Consider the following 23,291-nt stretch of genomic DNA (forward strand, 5'->3'; position numbering starts at 1 on the left):
GCCTAAAACCCCGCAGGAAATAGATGCTTGCCCTGCTCATCCAGCCGTAGCACGACCTTCCCGGCCACCGCACTCAAAGGCAACTCGCCATATAGATGCGGGAACAACGCCCCACCGCGCGACTTTTCCCACTTCACCGCCTCGCCAAAAGGCGCAAGGTCGACCATGACCATCACCAGATGATCCTGGCCCGCGAAATGCTTCGCCGCTGTTTCTGCCGCCTGCTGCCGGGTGGACATGTGGATATAGCCATCGGCCAGATCGACGGGCGCGCCCTTGAACACGCCGTCGGTCTTTAGCTGGTCATACTGGTCCTTGGTCAGGATCTTGTAGGCGAAGAGGTCGCTCACGCCTCGCTGGATTCCGGGCCGGCATCCGATCCGACTTCGGCTGCATCTTCGGCTTCGTCGCTTTCCTCGATCTTCGCCGCGCCGACGACATGTTCATTGTCGGACACGTTGAACAGGCGCACGCCCGCGGAGTTACGGCCGATGACGCGCAGGCTGTCCAGGCCCATGCGGATCAGCTTGGCCTGATCGGTGACGAGCATCAGATGATCGCCCTTGCGCGCCGGGAAGCTGGCGACGACCGGCCCGTTGCGGCCGATATTGTCGATATTCGTGATGCCCTGACCACCGCGCCCGGTGCGGCGATAGTCATAGGCGGAGGACAGCTTGCCATAACCGTTGGTGCAGACGGTCAGGATGAACTGCTCCTTTTCCTGCAATTCGGCGAAGCGTTCGGGCGACATGGCGGGGTCGCCCTCCTTCTCCGGCTTCCAGGGAGCGAAGCGGAGATAATCGTCGCGCTCTTCCTGATTGGCGCCGGAGCGGGTGAGGATGGAGAGCGAGATCACCTCGTCATCCTTTTTCAGCGTCATGCCGCGCACGCCGGTCGAAGTGCGGCTCTGGAACTCACGCACGTCGGTGCCTGCAAAGCGGATCGCCTTGCCCTGCCGGGTGGCGAGCAGCACGTCGTCGCCTTCGTTCAGCAAGGCGACGCCGATCAGCCGGTCATTGCTGTCATCGTCAAAGCGCATCGCGATCTTGCCGTTGCTGGGCACATTGGCGAAGGCGTCCATGCTGTTGCGGCGGACCGTGCCGTTCGCGGTCGCGAACATGACGTGCAGGTCCTTCCAGCTGTCCTCATCCTCCGGCAGCGGCAGAACGGTCTGGATCGTTTCGCCAGGGCCAAGCGGTAGCAGGTTCACCATCGGACGGCCGCGCGTCGCCGGGCCGCCTTCGGGCAAGCGCCAGACTTTCAGGCGATAGACTTTGCCAGCGGTGGAGAAGAACAGGACCGGCGTGTGCGTGGATGTCACGAACAGTTCGGTGATGGCGTCCTCATCCTTGGTCGCCATGCCCGAACGGCCCTTGCCGCCACGCGCCTGGGCACGGAAGCTCTCAAGCGGGGTGCGCTTGATATAGCCCTGCACGGTGACGGTGACGACCATCTCCTCACGCTCGATCAGGTCTTCGTCCTCAATGCCGTCGGCGGCAGCGGTGATTTCCGAAATGCGCGGGGTGGCAAAGTCGCGTTCGATGACCTCAAATTCTTCGCGCATGACGGCGTAGAGCTTTTTGCGGTCGCCCAGGATCGCGAGATATTCGGCGATGGCGGTGGCAAGTCCGGCCAGTTCATTGCCGATTTCGTCACGGCCAAGCGCGGTCAGGCGATGCAGCCGCAGATCCAGGATCGCGCGGACCTGAATGTCCGACAGCTTGTAGGTGTCGCCGCCAGCTTCGCTCTCGATTGCTTCGACAAGGCGCAGATAGGGCGCGATTTCCGCCACCGGCCATGCGCGGTCGAGCAGCGTTTCACGGGCGACGGCGGGGCTGGATGAGCCGCGAATGATGCGGACGACTTCATCAAGGTTCGTGACCGCGAGGACGAGGCCCAGCAAGATATGCGCGCGGTCGCGGGCCTTGTTAAGCTCGAACTTGGTGCGACGGGTGATGACCTCTTCGCGGAACTTGACGAAGGCTTCGATGATGTCGCGGATGTTGAGCAGTTCAGGGCGGCCGCCGCGAATGGCGAGCATGTTGGCCGGGAAGCTCGACTGGGCGGGGGTGTTGCGCCAAAGCTGGTTCAGCACGACTTCGGGCGTGGCGTCCCGCTTCAGGTCCATGACGATCCGCACGCCTTCGCGGTTGGATTCATCGCGAATGTCGCTGATGCCCTCGATCCGTTTGTCCTTGGCGGCTTCGGCGATCTTTTCAACCAGGCCGTTCTTGCCGACCTGATAGGGGATGGCGGTCAGGACGATGGAACGGCGGTCGCCGCGCCCTTCCTCGACCACATGGCGCGACCGCATCATGATCGAGCCTCTGCCCGTATGATAGGCGCTGCGCGCGCCGGACTGGCCCAGGATCAGCGGCGCGGTCGGAAAGTCAGGCGCGGGGACGATCTGGATGATGTCATCGACGCTGATCGCCGGGTTGTCGATATAGGCGAGGCAGGCGCGAACGACTTCGCCCAGATTGTGCGGCGGGATGTTGGTCGCCATGCCGACCGCGATGCCACCCGCGCCATTGACCAGCAGGTTGGGGAAGCGCGCGGGCAGGACCTGCGGCTCGCTTTCCGACGCGTCGTAATTGGGCTGGAAATCGACAGTGTCCTTGTCCAGGTCCTCCAGCAGCGCGCTCGTCACCTTCGCCAGACGCGCTTCGGTGTAGCGCATGGCCGCTGGCGGATCGGGGTCCATCGATCCGAAGTTGCCCTGACCGTCGATCAGAGGCACGCGCATCGACCAGTCCTGGGTCATGCGCGCAAGGGCTTCGTAGATGGAACTGTCGCCGTGCGGGTGATATTTACCGATCACGTCACCGACGATGCGCGCCGACTTGCGATAGGGCTTATTGTGCTGAAAGCCCGATTCATGCGCTGAAAAGAGAATGCGGCGGTGCACCGGCTTCAACCCGTCGCGCACGTCGGGCAGGGCGCGGGCGACGATCACCGACATGGCATAGTCGAGATAGCTCGCCTTCATCTCGTCCACGATGGAGATGGGGCTGATGTCCGAAGGGTCGGCGAGGGCAGTCTCGTCGGTCAATGCGATTCTCTTTTTGGATGGAACTGTTTCGTTGCTCATGCACTAGCGGAGCGAAACAAATCTGTCACCCCTCGCGCACGTACGCGCACGCGCGCGACGGACAAGCTGCAAGAAGGGGCTGACATGCTGGGAAGTGGTGCATATACGCTGTTCAAACGTCATTCACGCGTCGCCCCCTAATCGGCGCATAACCAAAGGCCGCCTGTCCCCCCAGGCGCAGAGGAGAAGATGATCATGCGTTTTGTTACCCCCGTGGCGCTTGCGCTGGTACTGGCGCTGACCGGCGGCGCGGTTTCCGCTCCCGCAATGGCGGCGAAGAAGGAAGACAAGAAGGGCGGCGCGCCCAAACTGAATGTGTCCGCCGACGTGATCAAATCGTTGCAGGCTGCTCAGGAAGCCAGCAAGAATAACGATTTCGTCGCGGCCAAGGCGGCATTGGCGGAAGCCGACACCAAAGCCCAGTCGAACGACGACAAATATCAGATCGGCGCGGTCAAACTGAACACCTCCATCGCGGCAAAGGACAATGCGCTGCAGGGCGAAGCACTGACGCAGATGCTGGACAGTGGCCTTACTCCGCCCGAACAGCTTGGCCAGTTCAACGCCATTGCCGCCGATCAGGCTTTGCAAGCGAAGAATTATGACCTCGCCATCTCGCGGGCGAAGGCTGCGGCCCAGGCAGGCTACAAGCCCGAAAGCGTCAATGTGACCTTGGCTCAGGCCTATTTCGGCAAGGCTGGCACCGCCAATGCATCGGCGGAACCAGCGCGTGGCCTTAACCAGCAGGGCCTTGCCGCGCTGAAGGCAGCGGCGGACGCCACAAAGGCGGCGGGCGGTCAGGTTCCGGCGCAATGGTATCAGATTGGCGTTAGCCGGGCCGCCGGGGCGCGTCTGCCCGAAACCGCCATATGGGCGAAGGCCGCCTATGAGGCACAGCCGAGCGGCGAGAATCTGCGCACGCTGATCCGCCTGTTTCAGCAGTCCAATCCCAACATCACCCCCCGCGAAAATCTGGACGTGCTGCGCCTGATGGCGGCATCGGGCGGTCTGGTCGTGGCCGGTGACTATACCGAATATGCCGAAATGGCGTCGAAGACCGGCATTTATGGAGAGGTGAAGTCGGCAATCGATGCGGGCCGCGCAAAGGGCGTGCTGAAGGGGACTGCGGGTGCCGACGTCTATCAGACCACCACACCCAAAATCGCCAGCGACAAGAGCTCGCTTCCCTCCGCCGAAGCCGACGCACGCAAGGCCGCCAACGGCAAGATCGCAGCGGCTACGGGCGACGCCTATCTGGGCTATGGCGACTATGTGAAAGCCGCGGCGATGTTCGAACTCGCCAAGCAGAAGGGCGGGGTCGATGCGGATGAAGTCAACACCAGGCTAGGCATTGCAAAGGCGCTGGGCGGCGATGCAGCCGCCGCCAAAACCGCGCTGCAGTCGGTTCAGGCGGGCGCCCGCAAGCAGATCGCGGACCTCTGGCTGACCTATCTGTCGACCAAGGCTTGATTGACCAGGCGCGCTCGCCGCGTGGCGGGCGCGCCTTCGCCATGACAGCGGCAATAAAACAGGGACCGGCGCCAGGCGTCCGGGAAGAAAAAGGGGGACGGCCCAAAATGGCCCGCATTCAACTATCGACGATCACCTACGGGTTGCTGGCGACTGCCGGAGTGATTGCGGCGGCAACGCCCGCCATGGCCAAGAAACAGTCTGCAAGCGGGCCGGTCGTCCAGATGTCCGAATCCTTCCGCGCATCGGCCCATGCCGCCGACGCCGCGATCAAGGCGGGCGACGCAGCTTCGGCGCAGGGCCGGATCGCCGCACTGATGCCGTCGAGCGATTTTGAAGCCTATGTAGCGGCAGGGCTGCGGTTCGAAGTGGCTGTGCTGCGACAGGATTATCAGGCGCAGCGCATCGCCCTGACCGACATGTTCAAAACCAGCTCCGTGCCAAAGAAGGACGCCCCCCGCCTGCGCTATATCGCGGGCTATCTGTCCTATGTCGTCGGCAATAATGCAGATGCGCTAGCCCAGCTCGATTATGCCAAGACGCTGGGATATGATGGAATCGACGCGACGTTGTTGCGCGCCGACATCTATTTGCGCAAAAACAAGCCCAAGGAAGCGCGGCCCTATGTGCAGGAAGCGCTTGCCCGCCAGCGGGCCTCGGGCCAGCCGATCCCGGCCGCCTGGTATGACCGCGCGATCTCCATGGCCTATGCGGCGGGCGACTGGTCGGAAGTCGGCTCACTCTATCGCGAGCGGCTGAGCCTTTATGGCTCGGCAGGCGAATGGCGATCGGCACTGGCCAACTACCTGACGGCCCCCGGCATGGACTCCCAGGTGCAACTTGATCTCTATCGGTTGCAGGCGGCCAATGGCGCGATGGCGAGCGAAAGGGATTATCAGGCCTATGCTCAGTTCGCTGAAAAGGCGGGCAACCATGCCGAAGCAAAGGCGATCATCGAAGCCGGACGCGCTGCGGGCAAGCTGACATCGACGCAGGCGGCGACGGCGACCCTGATGAAGAGCGTGACGCCCAAGGCAGCCAAACAGATTGCGGCCCTGCCTGCCGCTGCCAAGAAAGCAGCGTCGGCCAAGGACGGGTCAGCGGCGCTGGCGGTGGCGGACGATTATTTCTCGCTCAGTCAGTTTCCACAAGCGGTCGCACAATATCGACTGGCCTTGAGCAAGGGCGGCGTCGATCAGGGCCGGGCGAACACGCGGCTGGGCATCGCGCTGGCGCGTTCGGGTGATCTGCCGGGCGGCAAGGCTGCGCTGGCGCAGGTGAGCGGCAACTGGGCCAATGTCGCGGGATTCTGGACAGTGTGGATCGATCAGCAGAGCCGCAAAGTCGCCGAACGTCCGGCGATATCCTCTCCGGCCAGTTGAGGCGGACGCCGTTGCCGGTCAGACTGGCAACGGCACGCCCGGCAGGGTTTTTGACGTGCGAATGGTAAGGGAAGTTTTCACGCTCACCACGTTTGGCGCGGGCGTCAGTTTCGACGTCAGGAATTGCTGGAAACTCTGCAAATCCCGCGCAACCACCTTCAGGATGAAGTCGATTTCGCCGTTCAGCATATGGCATTCACGCACTTCGGGCAGGGCGGCGATATGGTCTTCGAACGCCTTGAGATCGGCTTCGGCCTGGCTTTTCAGGCTGACCATGGCGAACACGGTGATCGTGTAGCCCAGCATCGCCGGATTGACGACGGCATGATATGAATTGATCGCGCCATTTTCCTCCAGCGCACGGACGCGGCGCAGGCATGGCGGCGCGGTCAACCCGACCTTGCGCGCAAGCTCCACATTGGTCATCCGGCCGTCCTGCTGCAATTCACCCAGGATATGCAGGTCGATGTCGTCAATGTTGGGACTAGCCATCGCTTTGCTTATTTCCTTTCTCGATTCTTGCTCTCCATAATAATAATATTTCAGGGCAATGCAATTTGTCCCACTATGCGACGATCCAAAATGGTCATTGCGCGTCCCTTTTGTTTTGCCCGGCGAAGGCTTATTCCTGCTGCATTCCCGCGCGATCCTTTTCTGCATGTCGCCGGGTTCGAATGGGGAATAGAGTGCGCTTCAACGATCTGATGCAGACGGTTCTCGCCGCAGAGAATAGAAGCGGCCTTGGGGCGGTAACCCTGTGGCGCCAATGCGTGGACCTGCTTGCGCAGAATGACCGGCCCGACCGCAAGTCTCTGCCGGAGGATGAGCGGAGGGCGTTGCTGGACCGGCTGATGGAGCTTCGGCCGCAGCTTTCCGAAACTCAGCGGATCGCCACGGTGGTCGAACTGGGTGCGCGGCTGCGGTCGCCCACGCTCGTGGAATTTTTCGCCAATGACCGGCCATCCATCGCGGCGGCTGCTATGTCCCGCGCGCGGTTGCCCGACCATCACTGGGCGCAGCTGTTGCCCCATCTGACGCCGACGGCGCGCGGTGTATTGCGCGGGCGGCGTGACCTTGGCCCCGAAGCGCAGCAGGCGCTGGAGGCGTTTGGCTCGACCGATCTCGTGCTGACCAACGACTTGCGGCATCGGGCCGACCTGGCTGAAGACATGCTGCTGACCCCGGACATGGTCGCTCCGGGCGCGCTGGAGCCGTCCCAGGAAGCGGACCTGCCCGTTGATGAGGAAGTGCTTGAAACAGACGTGGTCGGGGAGCCGCAGGTCGGCGATGATCAGATCCGTAATCTGGTCAGCCGCATCGAACGCTTCACCAGCACGCGGCGCTCCCCCGACGTCAGGGTGGCGCGGACAGAGGTGCAGGACGCAACCAGCGTGCGCACCTTCGCCTTTGAAACCGACGCAGCGGGCATGATCATCTGGGTCGAACAGGGGCCGCGCGCGGCGCTGATCGGCCTGTCGCTGGGCGAAACATCGCTTCCGGGCGCAAGCGGGCCTGATGGCAGCGTCGCGGGCGCCTTCATGCGCCGCAGCGGATTCCAGAATGGCCGCTTCACCGTCGTGGGCGGTGCAATGGCTGGGGAGTGGAGACTATCGGCCACGCCCTTTTTCGATCCACGGTCGGGACGCTTTCTGGGCTATCGCGGGCAAGCGCGGCGGCCCTATCTGCATGAAGTCGCCGCCGCCCCGGTCGCCGAACCAGTGTCGGTCGCGGGCCTTTCAGCGGACTCCTTGCGCCAACTGGTCCATGAACTGCGCACGCCGCTCAACGCCATTTTGGGTTTTGCCGATATCATCGAACAGGAACTGTTCGGACCGAGCGGGCCGGAATATCGCGAAATGGCGGGCAAGATCGCCGTTGACGCACGGCATCTGCTGGCGGCCTTCGATGACCTGGACCTCGCCGCCCGCGTATCGCGTGGCGAAGGGGCGGAAGCCCTAAGCGCCGTCGATCCCGTCCTGCTGGTGGCCCAGGTGTCGGCGCGTTTCCGTGAACAGGGTGAAGGCAGCGGCGCGCAGGTCGATATCGACATGGCAAATGCCTTACCGCTGGTCCGAATCGATCCAGTTCAGGGCGAGCGTATGGTGCAACATCTGATGCGCACCGTGATTTCGGTAATGGCCCCGGACGAATCGCTGACAGGGGCCTGCTGGTTCCAACCTGACAGCGGCAATGGATCGGTCGTGCTGGGCGTGGATCGCCCGGCCAGCCTTGACGGCATGGAAGAAGTGCAGCTTCTAGACCCCGGCTATACCGCAGAGGGCGATTGGGCGGATGGGCCGCTGTTGGGGCTTGGTTTTTCCCTGCGCCTGATCCGCAGCCTGGCCGCGGGGAGCGGGGGGACGCTGCAGATCGAACCGGATCGCTTTCTCCTGACCATGCCTGCGCTGGGCATAAGGGAAGACGTCGCCGGCAACGCCTGAACCAGGCAATCCTATCGCAACCTTTAGCGGTTAGGGTCCCGGAATGAGTCCACTTCTCCATGACGGCAATCTGCTTCACGCGCCAGCGAGCGAGGATATGATTGCGCTCGACCCGGCGTTCGGGACGCGGTTCATGCTGTTCGTCGATACCGAGGAGGAATTTGACTGGTCCGCGCCGTTCAGCCGGTCGGCTCATGGCGTTACGGCGCTGGCGGGCATGGAGCGGGGGCAGACCTATTTTGCGAGGGCGGGGGTCAAGCCCGTCTATGTGACGGATTATCCGGTCGTGGACAACGATGCCGCGGCGGCGATGATGGGCCGCTGGATGGCTGACGACGCTGCCGACATCGGCGCTCACCTGCACCCATGGGTCAACCCGCCCCATATAGAGGATGTGACGGCCGCGAACAGCTATGCCGGATTCCTGCCCGATGCGCTGGAGCGCGCTAAGCTGGAAATGCTCTGCCAGCGGATTGCCGAACGGTTCGGGCGGCGACCGATTACCTATCGAGCCGGGCGTTATGGCGTCGGGCCAAACAGCGCGCGGCTGTTGGAAGAATTGGGGTTCAGGCTCGACAGTTCCGTGCGTAGCCGCTTCGATTATCGATCACAGCATGGGCCGGACTTCCGGGGCATGCCCCTCCATCCCTATTGGGCAGGCCCGCAGCGCCAGTTGATCGAACTGCCGTTGTCGACCGCCTTCACCGGACTCTTGCGGCGGGGTGGGGAGCGGCTTTACCATGATATGCAGGGCAGGGGACGCATGGGCGGAGCGCTGGCGCGCGCAGGCATGTTGAGCCGCGTGCCCTTGACGCCCGAAGGCGTGCCGCTGCGCGATGCGATCCGCGCCATCGATGCCCTGATCGAAGAGGGGGTTAGGGTGCTCGGCTTCAGTTTTCATTCTCCCACGTTAGCGCCGGGACACACGCCCTATGTGCGCGACGAAAATGATCTGACGGTCTTCTATCGATGGTGGGACGGGGTGCTGGATCATCTTGCACGGCGCAACGTGCGGGCGGCAACGCTCGATCAACTATTTGCCGCCGTGCCGGGACGCGGACGGGCTTGCCAAGCGGCGTGATGCCTCCTAATCCGACGGCAGGTGGGGCCTGTAGCTCAACGGTTAGAGCTGGCCGCTCATAACGGCTAGGTTGCGGGTTCGATTCCTGCCAGGCCCACCAATTTCCCACAAATGATCAGCCCGCACGCGCCGAACGAATGGCCGATGATATTGTGTGCGTTTGCTGCAATGCAGTTGCAAATTGTGCAATGCAAAATTTCGCTTGCGACTCGGTCGAATCAATGACAGCTTTGCGATCACCGAAGCAGGGGCGCTTTGGTATATAGATTGAACCTGACCGATGACGGTTAGGTCGATCAGCGATCTGAAAAAGATCGATCTGGCAATGACGCCGCCCGGACAGGTCCGAAAGACCTGACTCCTGGCGGCTTTTTTATTGGTTTTCAGCGGTGGACGCGAATGCGCGCCACAGCTTCCATCATCATCTTCATCTTGGGTCGGAACATGCTTCCGGCGATGGCTGGCTGCGTGCCTGACGCAGCGCGACGACTTCATCAGGGAAGGAATTGGGAATGGCGCAGGGGGACAATCCGAAAGGCATCAGTCGGCGTGGAGTGTTGAAAACCACTGGCACGGCGGCAGTCGCTGCGGCAGTGCAGCAGGCTTTTCCGTCGGGTGCATTCGCGGCCGGTGCAGGCCCGGAAGTGACGGGAGCCAAGCTCGGTTTCATCGCGCTGACCGACGCGGCGCCGCTCATCATCGCAAAGGAAATGGGCTTTTTCGCCAAGCATGGCATGCCCGATGTGCAGGTGGTGAAGCAGGCGAGCTGGGGCGCGACGCGGGATAATCTGGTGCTGGGCGCTGGCAGCGGCGGCATCGACGGGGCCCACATCCTGACGCCCATGCCCTACATGCTGACGCTGGGCACGATCGGCAAGGCGACGCCGATGAGCATCCTGGCCCGCTTGAATGTCAACGGCCAGGGGATTTCCGTTTCCAAGGAATATCTGGGGGCCAAGGCCGATGCCAATTCCGGCAAGATGAAGGGCGTGATCGCGCAGCGCCGGGCTGCGGGCAAGAAAATCACCATGGCCATGACCTTTCCAGGCGGCACGCACGACCTGTGGATTCGCTACTGGATGGCTGCGGGCGGGATCGATCCCGACAAGGATGTCGAGCTAATCACCGTTCCGCCTGCGCAGATGGTTGCGAACATGAAGGCGGATACGATGGACGCCTTTTGCGTCGGCGAACCGTGGAACGACCAGCTGGTGGCGCAGGGCCTTGGCTATACCGCCGTTTCCACCGGGCAGATGTGGATGAACCACCCCGAAAAAAGCTTTGCGATGCGTTCGGACTGGGTGGCGAAAAATCCCAAAGCAGCCATCGCCATCACGGCTGCGGTCATTGAGGCGCAGCGCTGGGCCGACAATCCAGCCAATAACGCAAAGCTGGCCAGCATCATCGCCGGACGCGACTATCTGAAATGTCCGGTAACCGACATTGCCGATCGCCTGCAGGGCAATTTCACCATGGGCGACGGACGCAAATTTCCCAATGCCGCGTTCAAGATGAAGTTCTTCAACGGCTATGCATCCTTTCCCTACAAGAGCCACGACCTCTGGTTCCTCACGGAGAATCAGCGCTGGGGCAAGCTGCCCATGTCGCTCAATACCAAGGCGACGATTGCAAAGGTCAACCGGTCGGACATCTGGCGCAAGGCGGCCGCGATGCTGGGTGGCAAGGGGCCTGCCAGCGACAGCCGTGGGGTCGAGAAATTCTTTGACGGCAAGACGTTCGACCCCGCCAATCCCAAGGCCTATCTGGCCAGCCTGGCGATCAAGCGCGTCTGATGAGCAAGCAGCAGAGCATGGCTTCACCGCCGCCAACCGCAGGTCGCGTCACGCAATTGGGGAAGATTGTGCCCTATCCTGAAGAAGCGATCGCGCGCCGCAGATTCGAACCGGTAGCGACGCCGGTTCATCCCCTGGTGCTCAAAGCTCGCGCGGTAGCGGCCAGCGTGCTGCCGACCATATTGATGGTCGGCGGACTGCTGTTGTTCTGGCAGATATTATGCGGTTCACCGGACTCGAATTTCCCCAGCCCGCTCAAGGTCTGGCAGGAAAGCCATGACGTCATCATGCACCCACTAAAGGGCGTGGACATCGGCTTGACCCACTTCAGCATTCAGGCAGCGGGCGATGTCGGGATTGCCGGTCATATATTGACCAGCCTCAGCCGTGTCCTCTTCGGCTACAGCATCGCGGCGGTGGTGGGCGTCGGCCTGGGCATATTGATCGGCCAAAGCGTCTTTGCCTTCCGCGCGCTGGACCCGCTGTTCCAGGTGTTGCGAACGGTGCCGCCGCTCGCCTGGTTGCCGATCAGCCTCGCCATCTTCCAACAGGCGCATCCTTCGGCGATCTTCCTGATCTGCATCACCGCGGTCTGGCCGATCATCCTCAACACCGCTGCGGGGGTTCAAACCATTCCGACCGCCTATCGCAACGTCGCGAAAGTGCTGGCGCTTAACCCCATCGAATATTTCACCCGCATCATGCTGCCCGCGACCGTGCCGCACATGTTCACCGGCCTGCGCATCGGCGTCGGCATGAGCTGGCTGGCCATCGTCGCGGCTGAGATGGTGCAGGGCGGCACCGGCGTCGGCTTCTTCATCTGGGACAGTTACAACAGCTCGCTGCTCACCGACACGATCGTGGCGCTGGTCTGGATCGGCATGGTCGGCTTTGCGCTGGACCGCATCGTTGCCCTGGCCGGGCGCATCATCGGCCGGGCCGGTTGAAAGGAGACGGCATCATGAAACAACGCAGCTATCTCGCGCTGGAAGGCATCACCGTCGAATTCCCGACCAAGGCCGGCAGCTTCTGCGCCCTGGATGGCATCGACCTGGAAGTGGAAAAGGGCCAGTTCGTCGCGCTGATCGGCCATTCGGGCTGCGGCAAGTCGACGCTGCTCAACGCAGTCGCAGGCTTGGTCAAGCCCACCAGGGGCGTGATCCTTCTCGATGGAGAAGCGATCGATAAGCCCGGACCGGACCGCGCCGTCGTGTTCCAGGATCATTCGCTGCTGCCATGGCTGACGGTGGAGGAGAATGTCCGCCTGGCCGTCGACAAGACGGCGGGCGGCAAGAACAAGGCAGAGCGCAAGGATTGGGTCATGCACAATCTGGATCTGGTGCAAATGGCCCATGCCGCTACCAAGCGTCCCGGCGAGTTGTCAGGCGGCATGAAACAGCGTGTCGGCATCGCCCGTGCCATCGCGATGAACCCGCGCGTGCTGTTGATGGATGAGCCTTTCGGCGCTCTGGATGCGTTGACGCGGGCCGCGCTTCAGGACGTGGTCATGGATCTTCAGGCGCGGCTCAACAACACGGTGCTGATGATCACCCATGACGTCGATGAAGCCGTGCTGCTGGCCGACCGCGTGGTGATGATGACCAATGGCCCGGCTGCACGCATCGGTGAAGACCTGACCGTACGCCCGGCCCGCCCGCGCAGTCGGCTCGAAGTCATCGACACGCCCGAATATGCCGAAGCGCGCTCCGCCGTCATTCATTTCCTGCATGAACGCTATCGTAATCCGGCGACGCTCGCCGCCTGAAATATAGGCCGTCCAACGAGGCGGCCAATGATTACCGGACAAGAGAGGATGTCCTGATCGGCCCAAAGCCATCGGGAGCAAAGAGGGGGAATTATGCGTAAATTATGTTTGTTACTGTCGGCATCCGCACTGGGAAGCGCCGCCACGCCAGCACTGGCGCAGGACGTCCTGTTCAAACCGATCATCGATGCGCGGCTGCGCTATGAAATGGCCGAGCAGGACGGTCCCTTGCCGCTTGTCAAAGACCGCGAAGCCAATGCCGTGACCATGCGGATGCGTGCAGGCGGCGAATTGTCGAAAGGCCCCTTTGCCTTCCTGGCCGAGGCCGAAGGGACGCTGGCAATCGACGAGGATTACAACAGCGGCGTTAACGGCAAGGCGCTCTATCCGATCGTGGCTGATCCCGAAACGGTCGAGGTAAACCGCGTCCAGCTGCAATATCGTACCAAGCCGCTGATCGTCACCGTCGGTCGCCAGCGCATCAACCTGGATGACCAGCGCTTCGTCGGATCGGTCGCATGGCGTCAGAATGAGCAGACCTTCGACGCCCTGCGCGTCGAATATATGGGCGTGAAAAACCTGAAGGTCGATGTCACCTACGCCATTTCGGCCCGCACCATCTGGGGGATCGACGGCGGCAAGTTCGGTTCGTTCAACCGACCGACCAATATCGATGGCGACAACATCTTCGCCAATATTTCCTACAAGACGCAGTTCGGCACGCTGACGGGCTTTGCCTATCTAGTCGATCAGGATGAAGCCGTGCCCGCGCTGCTCCGCACCAGCAGCCAGACCTATGGCGCGCGATTTGCCGGGGCCATGCCGATCACGGGCAAGGTGAAGCTAAGCTATCTGGCCAGCTACGCGCGGCAGAGCGACTATGCGAAAAATCCCGTCGACTATGCCGCCGATTTTGCGACGGCTGAACTGGGACTGGAGGTTGCGGCGTTCAAGCTGACGGCAGGATATGAGCTGCTGGGGTCTGACAAGGATGCAACCGGGATCGCCGGAGGCTTCGCATTCCAGACGCCATTTGCCACGCTGCACAAGTTCAACGGCTGGGCCGACAAGTTCCTGACGACGCCCGGCGCCGGCATCCAGGACCAATATGCCAGCATCGCCTACACCGTGCCCAAGATCGGCACAGCAGGCCCGCTGGTCGCGTCCTTCATCTTCCACCGCCTCAGCAGCGACCGCCAGTCGATCCACTATGGCGACGAATATAACGCCCAGGTGACGCTCAAGATCAACAAGCATCTGAGCGCATTGGTGAAATATGCCGACTATCAACGGAAGGGCATCGCCAGCTTCGTCGGTGACACCGACACGCGCAAATTCTGGGCGCAGATCGACTACGCGTTGTAAACTTTAGGAATTGAAACGGGACGCCGTCGCGGAGCCACGAGGCTGCGCGGCGGCGTTGTCGTATCTGCAATACGCCCTGATTCCCGGCGTGTGGTTAGTCGAAACCACCCCGTTCGGGCTGAGCTTGTCGAAGCCTTCTCCTTCCTTCTAACGCTCGGCCTGAAGAAGTAGAGCCCTTCGACAGGCTCAGGGCGAACGGGGACGCATGATGAATAAAGCTTTCCTTTGGGTTGGTCAGGGTGACTAGGGGGGCGTTCGGGAGGATGGCTTCGGCCATTCTCGGTCGCTCCCCCGCTTTTTTCAAAAAGGCACTTCATCAGCTTCTTCTTCCAAGGGCCAGATGGCGTCCGCAGCTACCCTGAGGCGCTCATTTTCATACCCTGCGATTACGAAGCGGGCAGCAGTAACGAAATCTGACGGCTGGCTCCGACCAGTCACCATGCCCTCGTCGCTGTGATATGGCACCTTCACAAGATGGGTCGAAGCCGCTGAATATAGCGCCAACCCGGCACGTTCGAGGTCAGACAGCTGGGCGTTGAGGTTCGCGATTGTCTCTAGCCGCTCAAGGAGCGAGGTGAACCGGAGCGGCGGGAGATTGTATTGATCCCAGGGGTCTCGCAAGAGCTTTTCAATGGTTCCTATGATTGCTCTAAGGTATGGCATGTTTTCCGGCGTGGGCGGTGCAGTGCAGCCCAGAGAGGCCATGGTCGCCCGCTCCAACAGGGATACTATCGTTTCGGCGGACTCGACGCGCTTCAACACCTGCATCTGAGCCTGTTCAACCTCCTGCTCAGGCTCAACATCATTTGCAGCATCGGTCTTTAAAAGGCCGACTACAGGCACACCGAGGGCTGCTGCAAGATCGGCCAGCGTCTCATGGCGGACTGGCTCACCATTCTCTGCGCGTTGGACCGTTCGCACGTTTACCCGAGCTTGGTGAGCAAGCGCCTCCTGCGTCATAGCTCGCCGGTCTCGGGCACTTTTCATCTTCGTCGCGTCGATCATCATTTCCGCATCTCCTTCGAGTGTGGAAGCATCCTGCGTCGGCATCGCCCGACAATACCACGGCAGTAGCACGACTCTGAGACGACAGGAAACCGACGATAAACCGACAGTACTTGGGATAACCCGACAATAACCCGACAGCCTGGCGCTTACCCGACAGTCTACGTGAATCTGCCCCACCAAACGGGTCAGATTTAGACACAGCTAATTGAAAAGAATGAGTTTTCTGAAAGTGGTCGGGGAGACAGGATTCGAACCTGCGACCCTCTGCTCCCAAAGCAGATGCGCTACCAGGCTGCGCTACTCCCCGACGTGGGCGCCTTAGCGGTGAAGTTGGCCTGCCGTCAATCGAACATGGACGGCAAAAGTTATTACAGACCAGCCACAACGAAAAAGGGCGGACCGTTTGACGGCCCGCCCTTCGAAAATCTCGCTGACGCGAAGATTATTCGGCAGCGTTCGCAGCAGCGTTCGCGGCGTTGTCAGCAGCGTTGTCGGCTGCGTTTGCAGCGTTGTCGGCTGCGTTGGCAGCGTTTTCGACGACGTTTTCGACAACAGCGTTCGAAGCGTTCGCGGTTTCGTTGGCCGGCTTCTCACCGCAAGCGGCGAGGGCCATCAGGCCGGCCGAAGCGAAAACAACAGCGATCTTCTTCATTTGTACGGCTCCCATAGCATATTGCCGCGTCGGCACGTCTATGACGTCACCTACGCGAGCGACCCGCATTAACGTGTGCGCTGCACAAATCAATGCTTTTCTGTGTCGGTGAAGTGACGGAATCACGCGACCGGATGTTGTCTACTATATAAGTCCACTTATTGGCCAGCGATTCCGGCACGCAAATCCCTCGGCTCTTCCGCAGGTGAACGGGATTATACGGGAAGCGCGTAAGCGTCCCCGAATCGCCTCCACGGCATCGCTGGGCGCCGCATGGCCAGCGGTGGGGCAGGGCGGCGGCATCCTGGCAACAGCATAGGCCGCGTCAACGATCCGATTTTCTGCATGGGTGAAGGCGTCACCGCGCACCGCCCATTTGCCAATGCGCCCCGCCTTCGCTAACTCCGGCGCGATTTCCCCTGTCTTATCCTTCGGAGCTGCTTCAGCCATGTCCGCCTCGTCTCAATACGCTTACGTCATGAAGAACATGACCAAGAGCTTTCCCGGCGCTCAGAAGCCGGTGCTCAGTGGCATCAACCTGCAATTTTATCGCGGAGCCAAGATTGGCATCGTCGGTCCCAACGGCGCGGGTAAATCCACGCTGATCAAGATCATGGCCGGGATCGACAAGGATTTCACCGGCGAAGCATGGCCGGGTGAAAATATCAGCGTCGGTTATCTGGCGCAGGAACCGCAGCTCGATCCGACTAAGACGGTGTTGGAAAACGTCAAGGATGGCGCACGGGAGACGGCCGACAAGCTCGAACGCTTCAACGAAATCGGCATGATCATGGCCGACCCGCCAGAGGACGTCGATTTCGACGCCCTGATGGAAGAAATGGGCACGTTGCAGGAACAGATCGACGCGGTCGACGGCTGGACGCTCGACAACCAGCTTGAAATCGCGATGGAAGCGCTGCGTTGCCCGCCTTCGGACTGGCCCGTAGACAGCCTGTCGGGCGGTGAAAAGCGCCGCATCGCGCTCACCCGCCTGCTGATCCAGAAGCCGGACATCCTGCTGCTCGACGAACCGACCAACCATCTGGATGCCGAAAGCGTCGAATGGCTTGAAAACCATCTGAAGGAATATGCGGGCGCGGTGCTGATGATCACCCACGACCGCTATTTCCTGGACAATGTGGTCGGCTGGATCCTCGAACTCGATCGCGGGAAATATTTTCCCTACGAAGGCAACTACTCCACCTATCTGGAAAAGAAGTCCAAGCGGATGGAGCAGGAGGACCGGGAGGCCACTGGCCGCCAGAAGGCCATCAATGACGAGCTGGAATGGATTCGTGCTGGCGTCAAAGGCCGGCAAACCAAGTCCAAGGCGCGTATCAAGAAGTTTGAGGAACTGGTCTCCGGTCAGGAAAACCGTTCCCCCGGCAAGGCGCAGATCGTCATTCAGGTGCCGGAGCGGCTGGGCGGCAAGGTGATTGAGTTCAAGGGCATTTCCAAGGCCTATGGCGACAAGCTGCTTTTTGAGGACCTCTCCTTCCTGTTGCCGCCGGGCGGAATCGTCGGCGTGATCGGGCCGAACGGCGCGGGCAAGTCGACCCTGTTCAAGATCATCACCGGCCAGGAACAGCCCGATTCGGGTGAGGTCGACATCGGCTCGACCGTGCGCCTGGGCTATGTCGACCAGAGCCGCGATCATCTCGACCCGTCAAAGAACGTCTGGGAAGAAGTGTCCGACGGCCTGGATTATGTGAAGGTCAACGGCCACGACATGTCGACCCGTGCCTATGTCGGCGCGTTTAACTTCAAGGGGCAGGACCAGCAGAAAAATGTCGGCAAGCTGTCGGGCGGTGAACGCAACCGCGTCCACATCGCCAAGATGCTGAAAAAGGGCGGCAACGTCCTGCTGCTCGACGAACCGACCAACGATCTTGACGTCGAAACGCTGGCCGCGCTGGAAGAAGCGATTGAAAATTTCGCGGGCTGCGCCGTGGTCATCAGCCATGACCGCTTCTTCCTCGATCGCCTGGCGACCCATATCCTCGCCTTCGAAGGCGACAGCCATGTCGAATGGTTCGAAGGCAATTTCGCAATGTATGAAGAAGACAAGCGCCGCCGCCTGGGCGATGCGGCGGATCGTCCGACCCGCCTGGCCTACAAAAAGCTGACGCGCTGATCAGCGATTGCATATCTTGCAAGAGCGGCATCTCTTTCCGCACTTGCGAAATAGTATGCTGCATCGCACATAGAGGGTGCCTTTCAGGCATCCTCTCCTAAAACTTTCCGGCCGGTCCTTCGGGATCGGCCTTTTTTTATGTTCTGGCACCGACGCGCCTTCGCAGGAGCACAAAGCCCTCCTACCGGGTGGCGCGCTCCTGAAAGCTTCTCATTCCTTTGGGAACAACATCACCGGTTTCAATGTGTGAGACCTTGGCGGCCGACGGGCCGTCATGGGCGAGCCTGATGAACTCATCGACCTGAGGCCCTAGGCCTTCAACCCAGGCTTCGACACTGCCATCGGTTCGATTGCGGACCCATCCGACAAGGCCAAGCGCGCGGGCGGTTTGCACTGTCCAATTGCGGTAGAACACGCCTTGCACCTTTCCCATGATCACAAGATGCCGGGCGATCAGGGTCATCAGTGCACCCGCTTGATCCAAGCTTGCCCGTTCTCACGAGTCTCCACGATGAAATTCGGGATGGCCTGAACCAGATCGGACAGCCGCTTGAAACCGTAGTTACGCACATCAAAACTGGAGCGATTGCCCACGCGTTGCCCTACAGGCCCCAAGGCAGCGAAGCCATTTTCGTCACGCTTGGCTGTGTCATACGCCTCAATGAGAAGCCTCACGACCTCATCATCCACCTTTTTGATGTCAGATTTGCCCCGATCAACAGCCGTCACCGTGTCTATGGCGTCGGGAAGAATGTCAGCAGTCGGGGCGGACAGCGAGCGGGCCAGCGCGGCAACGTCAATGAAGCGGGTGCATGCGCGCCGAAATCCTTCCGGCGTCTTGTCGGACCCGAAACCGTAGACGGCGATCCCCTGCTGGCGAATGCGGGTGACGAGAGGCGTGAAATCACTGTCGCTGGACATAAGGCCAAAGCCGGTAACACGCCCGCCCGCCATCAGGTCCATGGCGTCGATCGTCATCTTCATGTCGGTAGCGTTCTTGCCCTTGGTCAGGTCGAACTGCTGCTGCGTTTCGATGGCCTGGGTCACGGCCTGGTGCGCCCATCCCTTAAGGGCAGGCTTGCTCCAGTTGCCATATGCGCGGCGGATGTTGACCGTGCCCAATTCGGCCAGAACCGTGAGCACAGGGTCGAAATGGGCGGCGGAAGCGTTATCGGCGTCGATCAGCAAGGCAACATTGCCGCTGGGGATCGCCGATGACATCAGGCCGATTCCAGCGCCGCCGGGTGGAATTCCCCGCTTTGTTCATCCAGCAGATGCAGTTGACCGTCGGAAATCGCAAAGAAAGCGCCGACCAGCTTCAATTCGCCCTTACGTTCCTTGGTCCGCACGCAGGGGAAGGTGCGCAGGTTGGCCAGGCTGACCTTCACGCCTTCCTGCTCCATCGCCCGATGAGCATCGCGCCCAAGGTCGTCGCCAAACCGGTCGATGACATTCTCACGCGCTTGGTCCAGCATGTCGATCCAATTGTGGATGAAGCCGCCTTCGCCGGGAGGTGCGTCTTTCAGTTCCTGGCTCAGCGCGGCCTTGCAGCCGCCGCATTTACCGTGGCCCATGACCACGATTTCGCCCACCTTCAGGACCTGGACCGCAAATTCCAGCGCCGCGGAAACGCCGTGATGGCCCGGGTTGGTTTCAAATGGCGGGACCAGCGCGGCCACGTTGCGCACGACAAATATCTCACCTGGCAGGGTATCGAAAATCTGCGCGGGATCGACACGGCTGTCAGAGCAGGCGATCACCATGACGCGCGGGCTTTGCCCCTCGCTCAGTTCATCCCATCGTCCGCGCTGCTGAGTCCAGCCGGTGTTGCGGAAACGGCGATAGCCTTGAAGCATGTCTGCAAATTCGGTCATGACGAAGTCTCTGCCGGACAAAGTGGGGGCTGGCAAGAGCGCGCTTGCGGCGCTATCTGGGGCGGATGAACGATGTCGTCCCGATTGCCGCCGGACCCGATCAATCCGGCCTGAAGCCTGAGCGCGTGCGCAAGCCGGACTGGATCCGCGTCAAGGCACCGACCAGCCCCGGCTATCACGAAACGCGCAAGCTCATGCGTGAAAAGGGTCTTGCCACGGTGTGCGAAGAGGCGGCCTGCCCGAATATCGGAGAATGCTGGACCAAGAAGCATGCCACGGTCATGATTCTGGGCGACGTTTGCACGCGGGCCTGCGCCTTCTGCAACGTCAAGACCGGGATGCCGCGCAAGGTCGATCCCAAGGAACCGCAAAATCTGGCGGATGCTTGCGCGGAAATGGGGCTGGAACATATCGTCATCACATCGGTCGATCGCGATGACCTGCCCGACGGCGGCGCGTCGCAGTTCGTGAAGGTGATCGATGCGCTGCGCCGGACGACTCCGGGCACGACAATCGAAATTCTGACGCCCGACTTCCGCAACAAGCATGACCGTGCCGTGGCAATGATCGTCGCGGCCCGCCCCGACGTCTATAATCATAATCTGGAAACGGTTCCCCGGCTTTACCCGACAATCCGCCCAGGCGCGCGCTATTATGCCTCGCTGCGGCTTCTGGAGTCGGTGAAGAAGTTGGACCCGTCGATCTTTACCAAGTCGGGTATCATGCTGGGCCTTGGTGAAGAACGGCTGGAAGTGCACCAGGTGATGGATGACATGCGGTCGGCCGACATAGATTTCCTGACCATGGGGCAATATCTTCAGCCCACGCCAAAACATGCCAAGGTGATGGAATTTATCGCCCCGGCTGCCTTCAATGCCTATGCCGCTATCGCACGGGCCAAGGGATTCCTGCAGGTGGCATCAAGCCCGCTAACACGGTCCAGCTATCATGCTGACAAGGATTTTGCCGAAATGCGGGCGGCGCGAGCGGCGCAACTGGCAAAGACGGCCCGCTGACCCTTCATGCCCAAGCATCACGAAACACGGCCACTCCCCTACACGCCAGACCAGATGTACAATCTGGTTTCAGACGTTGCCGCTTACCCTGAATTTCTGCCGTGGATCAGCGCGATCCGGGTGCGATCCGACGATGAGTCCGAAATGGTCGCCGACATGATCGTCGGGTTCAAAGGCATCAAGGAAAGCTTTTCATCCCGCGTCCACAAGCACCGACCAGATTATGTCCGCGTCGATTATCTGGACGGGCCGTTGAAGCATCTGCACAATGAATGGCGCTTTCGTGATGACGGAAACGGCGGAACGCTGGTGGATTTCGAAGTAGAGTTCGAGTTCAAGAACCGCCTGTTCGAAATGCTGGCAGGACAGATGTTCGACAAAGCCCTGCGCAAGATGATCGGCGCGTTCGAGCTTCGCGCGGCGGAGCTTTACACCGAATCGGGCAACAGCAGTTCAAGCGCGCAAAGCGCCGCCTGAAGCCGCACGCCGCCGCGGCCGCTATCTTCAAAATGCCGCATGTCCGCCACCACCGTGTCGGGGCTGGCACCACGTTCGGCGCGGGCGAATACTACGGTTCCCACTGGCTTCTGTTCTGAACCGCCGCCTGGCCCTGCAATCCCGGTAATAGCAACCGCGACGCTGGCATGGCTTTTGATCAGCGCGCCCTGCGCCATGGCCCAGGCGGTCGCGATGGAAACCGCTCCGAAAGTTTCCAGCACATCGTGTGAAACTTTCAGAAGCTCATTCTTCATCTCATTGGAATAGGTAATGAAACCGGCTTCGAACACGTCGGATGATCCGACAATTTCAGTCAGCGCTGCTGATACGAGGCCACCGGTGCAGCTTTCCGCAACGGCGACGGTGCGGCCAGCGCGACGGTTGGCGATGATGACGCGCTCGGCCAGTTCGACCAGCGGCGATGGAAGGATGCTATCGGGCATGATGGGTCAGGATAGCGCGGGTAGGGCCAGGGTGGCAACCGCCTGTGCGGCAATGCCTTCGCGTCGTCCGGCAAAGCCCAGCCGCTCCGTCGTGGTCGCTTTCACGCTCACGCGATCCAGAGGCACCTGCAATATCTCGCCGATGCGTGCGCGGATGGCGTCTCTGTGCGGGCCGATCTTGGGCGCCTCGCAGATGATGGTGAGGTCAATATGGTCTATTCGTCCCCCGCGGGCCGCGACCCGGTCTGCGGCATATTCCAGAAAGCGGGAAGACGCCGCACCCCGCCACTGGGGATCGGATGGCGGGAAATGGCTGCCAATATCTCCTTCCGCCAACGCGCCCAGCAGGGCATCGACTATGGCGTGAAGCGCCACGTCTGCGTCACTATGCCCGGCGAGGCCATGGTCATGTTCAATACGCACGCCGCCAAGCCATAATTCTTCCCCGGCGGCGAGGCGGTGTACGTCATACCCCATGCCGACACGGACAGTGCGTTCCGCAGATAGCCGCGCCTCTGCCCGGGCGAAATCCTGTGGGTAGGTCAATTTCTCCAGCCTTTCATCGCCGTTGACCAGAATGACGTCATGGCCCCGTTCCCGAAGCATTTGGGCGTCGTCAGTTGCCTCGCGGGCGGCGTCCCAATTGCGGTGCGCGGCAAGAATGGCTTCGAAACGGAAGGCTTGCGGCGTTTGCACCCGGAACAGGGCGGATCGGTCCACGACCGCGCCGGAATGGTGGCCTACGCCTCGGACCAGCGTATCTGCGACGGGCAGCGCGGGGACCGCTCCTCCACCTTGGTCTAGGGCAGATAAGAGCCGGTCAACGACTTCGCCCGGCAGGAAAGGGCGGGCCGCATCGTGGATAAGGACGCGATTGGCTCCTCCCAGTGCCGCAATGGCTTCGAGGCCTGCGCGCACCGATCCCCGGCGGGTGTCTGCACCTTCGACATAGGCCGTTACCGGACGGTCGGGCAGCAGGGCGCGAGCCGCGGGTTCCTGCGCCGCGCCGACGACCAGCACGATAGCGTCAATTCCGCCATGCGCCACCAGTGCGTCCACCGCGTGGGCCAGCACCGGCTTGCCAGCAACTATGCGGAACTGCTTGGGCAGATCGCCACCGGCCCGGCTTCCCTGGCCCGCCGCCACCAGCAGCGCCACGACGCCATGCTTGTTCTTCATCATGGCGCGGCATTTAGCGGAGGGGACAGCTGTTCGCCAGAGCTTGCTTCGCTTGCCGCCGATGCGCTTTTCGGCTAAGGGCTGCCTGTTTTTTAGGCA

At 61.3% G+C, this 23,291-nt stretch carries 21 protein-coding genes and 2 tRNA genes; 12 read left to right on the forward strand and 11 right to left on the reverse strand.

Annotated features, from left to right (window positions below; genetic code table 11):
• Positions 1 to 2 precede the first annotated feature (2 nt).
• A complete protein-coding gene (locus FHS54_RS07495; protein WP_167303167.1) occupies positions 3 to 350 on the reverse strand; it encodes a DUF952 domain-containing protein in 348 nt (115 codons plus the stop codon).
• Positions 347 to 3,052 carry a DNA gyrase subunit A gene (gene gyrA, locus FHS54_RS07500; protein ID WP_167303168.1) on the reverse strand — a complete coding sequence of 902 codons (2,706 nt, stop codon included), beginning with the start codon at positions 3,050 to 3,052 and terminating at the stop codon, positions 347 to 349. Before gyrA ends, FHS54_RS07495 begins: the two co-directional genes overlap by 4 nt.
• A 234-nt stretch (positions 3,053 to 3,286) precedes the next feature.
• Here gyrA and FHS54_RS07505 point away from each other — a divergent pair, with 234 nt between their 5' ends.
• Positions 3,287 to 4,561 carry a hypothetical protein gene (locus FHS54_RS07505; RefSeq protein ID WP_208404818.1) on the forward strand — a complete coding sequence of 425 codons (1,275 nt, stop codon included), beginning with the start codon at positions 3,287 to 3,289 and terminating at the stop codon, positions 4,559 to 4,561.
• A 107-nt stretch (positions 4,562 to 4,668) separates the two neighbouring features.
• Positions 4,669 to 5,943 (forward strand): tetratricopeptide repeat protein, encoded by a 1,275-nt coding sequence (locus FHS54_RS07510; RefSeq protein ID WP_167303170.1) that lies wholly within the window; start codon positions 4,669 to 4,671, stop codon positions 5,941 to 5,943.
• An 18-nt stretch (positions 5,944 to 5,961) separates the two neighbouring features.
• On the opposite strand, the gene FHS54_RS07515 is transcribed toward FHS54_RS07510, so the two are convergent.
• Positions 5,962 to 6,435 carry an Lrp/AsnC family transcriptional regulator gene (locus FHS54_RS07515; RefSeq protein ID WP_167303171.1) on the reverse strand — a complete coding sequence of 158 codons (474 nt, stop codon included), beginning with the start codon at positions 6,433 to 6,435 and terminating at the stop codon, positions 5,962 to 5,964.
• 182 nt (positions 6,436 to 6,617) lie between these two features.
• On the opposite strand from FHS54_RS07515, the gene FHS54_RS07520 reads away from it, so the two are divergent.
• From FHS54_RS07520 to FHS54_RS07550, 7 genes are all read left to right on the forward strand, one after another.
• Complete coding sequence (locus FHS54_RS07520; protein WP_167303172.1) at positions 6,618 to 8,384, forward strand: sensor histidine kinase; 1,767 nt, start codon at positions 6,618 to 6,620, stop codon at positions 8,382 to 8,384.
• A 43-nt stretch (positions 8,385 to 8,427) separates the two neighbouring features.
• A complete protein-coding gene (locus tag FHS54_RS07525; RefSeq protein WP_167303173.1) occupies positions 8,428 to 9,465 on the forward strand; it encodes a polysaccharide deacetylase family protein in 1,038 nt (345 codons plus the stop codon).
• A 24-nt stretch (positions 9,466 to 9,489) separates the two neighbouring features.
• Positions 9,490 to 9,565 (forward strand) — tRNA-Ile (locus FHS54_RS07530).
• 412 nt (positions 9,566 to 9,977) lie between these two features.
• Positions 9,978 to 11,258, forward strand: coding sequence for a CmpA/NrtA family ABC transporter substrate-binding protein (locus tag FHS54_RS07535; protein ID WP_167303174.1), 1,281 nt, complete (start codon positions 9,978 to 9,980; stop codon positions 11,256 to 11,258).
• A complete protein-coding gene (ntrB, locus tag FHS54_RS07540; RefSeq protein ID WP_167303175.1) occupies positions 11,258 to 12,205 on the forward strand; it encodes a nitrate ABC transporter permease in 948 nt (315 codons plus the stop codon). The genes FHS54_RS07535 and ntrB overlap by 1 nt, the downstream gene beginning before the upstream one ends.
• Positions 12,206 to 12,219: 14 nt before the next feature.
• Entirely contained in the window at positions 12,220 to 13,023 is an 804-nt protein-coding gene (locus FHS54_RS07545; RefSeq protein WP_167303176.1) for an ABC transporter ATP-binding protein, read from the forward strand.
• A 93-nt stretch (positions 13,024 to 13,116) separates the two neighbouring features.
• Entirely contained in the window at positions 13,117 to 14,388 is a 1,272-nt protein-coding gene (locus tag FHS54_RS07550) for an alginate export family protein (protein ID WP_167303177.1), read from the forward strand.
• 300 nt (positions 14,389 to 14,688) lie between these two features.
• On the opposite strand, the gene FHS54_RS07555 is transcribed toward FHS54_RS07550, so the two are convergent.
• The 3 genes from FHS54_RS07555 to FHS54_RS07565 all read right to left on the reverse strand — a co-directional run bounded on the left by FHS54_RS07555 (position 14,689) and on the right by FHS54_RS07565 (position 16,048).
• Complete coding sequence (locus FHS54_RS07555; RefSeq protein ID WP_167303178.1) at positions 14,689 to 15,396, reverse strand: helix-turn-helix domain-containing protein; 708 nt, start codon at positions 15,394 to 15,396, stop codon at positions 14,689 to 14,691.
• Between the two features lie 230 nt (positions 15,397 to 15,626).
• Positions 15,627 to 15,703, reverse strand: a tRNA-Pro gene (locus tag FHS54_RS07560).
• A gap of 135 nt (positions 15,704 to 15,838) precedes the next feature.
• On the reverse strand, positions 15,839 to 16,048 hold the full coding sequence (locus FHS54_RS07565) for a hypothetical protein (protein ID WP_167303179.1): 210 nt from the start codon (positions 16,046 to 16,048) through the stop codon (positions 15,839 to 15,841).
• Positions 16,049 to 16,496: 448 nt separating this feature from the next.
• On the opposite strand from FHS54_RS07565, the gene ettA reads away from it, so the two are divergent.
• A complete protein-coding gene (gene ettA / locus FHS54_RS07570) occupies positions 16,497 to 18,182 on the forward strand; it encodes an energy-dependent translational throttle protein EttA (protein WP_167303180.1) in 1,686 nt (561 codons plus the stop codon).
• 181 nt (positions 18,183 to 18,363) lie between these two features.
• Here the strand turns inward: ettA and FHS54_RS07575 are convergent, their stop codons facing one another.
• From FHS54_RS07575 to FHS54_RS07585, 3 genes are read right to left on the reverse strand one after another with little or no spacing between them, the layout of a single operon-like run.
• On the reverse strand, positions 18,364 to 18,645 hold the full coding sequence (locus FHS54_RS07575; protein WP_167303181.1) for an acylphosphatase: 282 nt from the start codon (positions 18,643 to 18,645) through the stop codon (positions 18,364 to 18,366).
• A complete protein-coding gene (locus tag FHS54_RS07580; protein ID WP_167303182.1) occupies positions 18,645 to 19,403 on the reverse strand; it encodes an NYN domain-containing protein in 759 nt (252 codons plus the stop codon). The genes FHS54_RS07575 and FHS54_RS07580 overlap by 1 nt, the downstream gene beginning before the upstream one ends.
• A complete protein-coding gene (locus FHS54_RS07585) occupies positions 19,403 to 20,056 on the reverse strand; it encodes a carbonic anhydrase (RefSeq protein WP_167303183.1) in 654 nt (217 codons plus the stop codon). Before FHS54_RS07585 ends, FHS54_RS07580 begins: the two co-directional genes overlap by 1 nt.
• A 65-nt stretch (positions 20,057 to 20,121) precedes the next feature.
• Here FHS54_RS07585 and lipA point away from each other — a divergent pair, with 65 nt between their 5' ends.
• Both lipA and FHS54_RS07595 read left to right on the forward strand, forming a co-directional pair.
• Positions 20,122 to 21,072 (forward strand): lipoyl synthase, encoded by a 951-nt coding sequence (lipA, locus tag FHS54_RS07590; RefSeq protein WP_167303604.1) that lies wholly within the window; start codon positions 20,122 to 20,124, stop codon positions 21,070 to 21,072.
• A gap of 6 nt (positions 21,073 to 21,078) precedes the next feature.
• Positions 21,079 to 21,549: a type II toxin-antitoxin system RatA family toxin gene (locus tag FHS54_RS07595; RefSeq protein ID WP_167303184.1), complete on the forward strand. Its 471-nt coding sequence runs from the start codon at positions 21,079 to 21,081 to the stop codon at positions 21,547 to 21,549.
• On the opposite strand, the gene FHS54_RS07600 is transcribed toward FHS54_RS07595, so the two are convergent.
• A complete protein-coding gene (locus FHS54_RS07600) occupies positions 21,501 to 22,013 on the reverse strand; it encodes a CinA family protein (protein ID WP_167303185.1) in 513 nt (170 codons plus the stop codon). The two genes, FHS54_RS07595 and FHS54_RS07600, sit on opposite strands and share 49 nt — an antisense overlap.
• 6 nt (positions 22,014 to 22,019) lie before the next feature.
• On the reverse strand, positions 22,020 to 23,195 hold the full coding sequence (locus FHS54_RS07605; protein ID WP_167303186.1) for a bifunctional 2-C-methyl-D-erythritol 4-phosphate cytidylyltransferase/2-C-methyl-D-erythritol 2,4-cyclodiphosphate synthase: 1,176 nt from the start codon (positions 23,193 to 23,195) through the stop codon (positions 22,020 to 22,022).
• Between the last annotated feature and the right edge of the window lie 96 nt (positions 23,196 to 23,291).

Source organism: Sphingobium vermicomposti (genome assembly GCF_011762025.1).
In the GTDB taxonomy this organism is placed as follows: Bacteria; Pseudomonadota; Alphaproteobacteria; order Sphingomonadales; family Sphingomonadaceae; genus Sphingobium; species Sphingobium vermicomposti.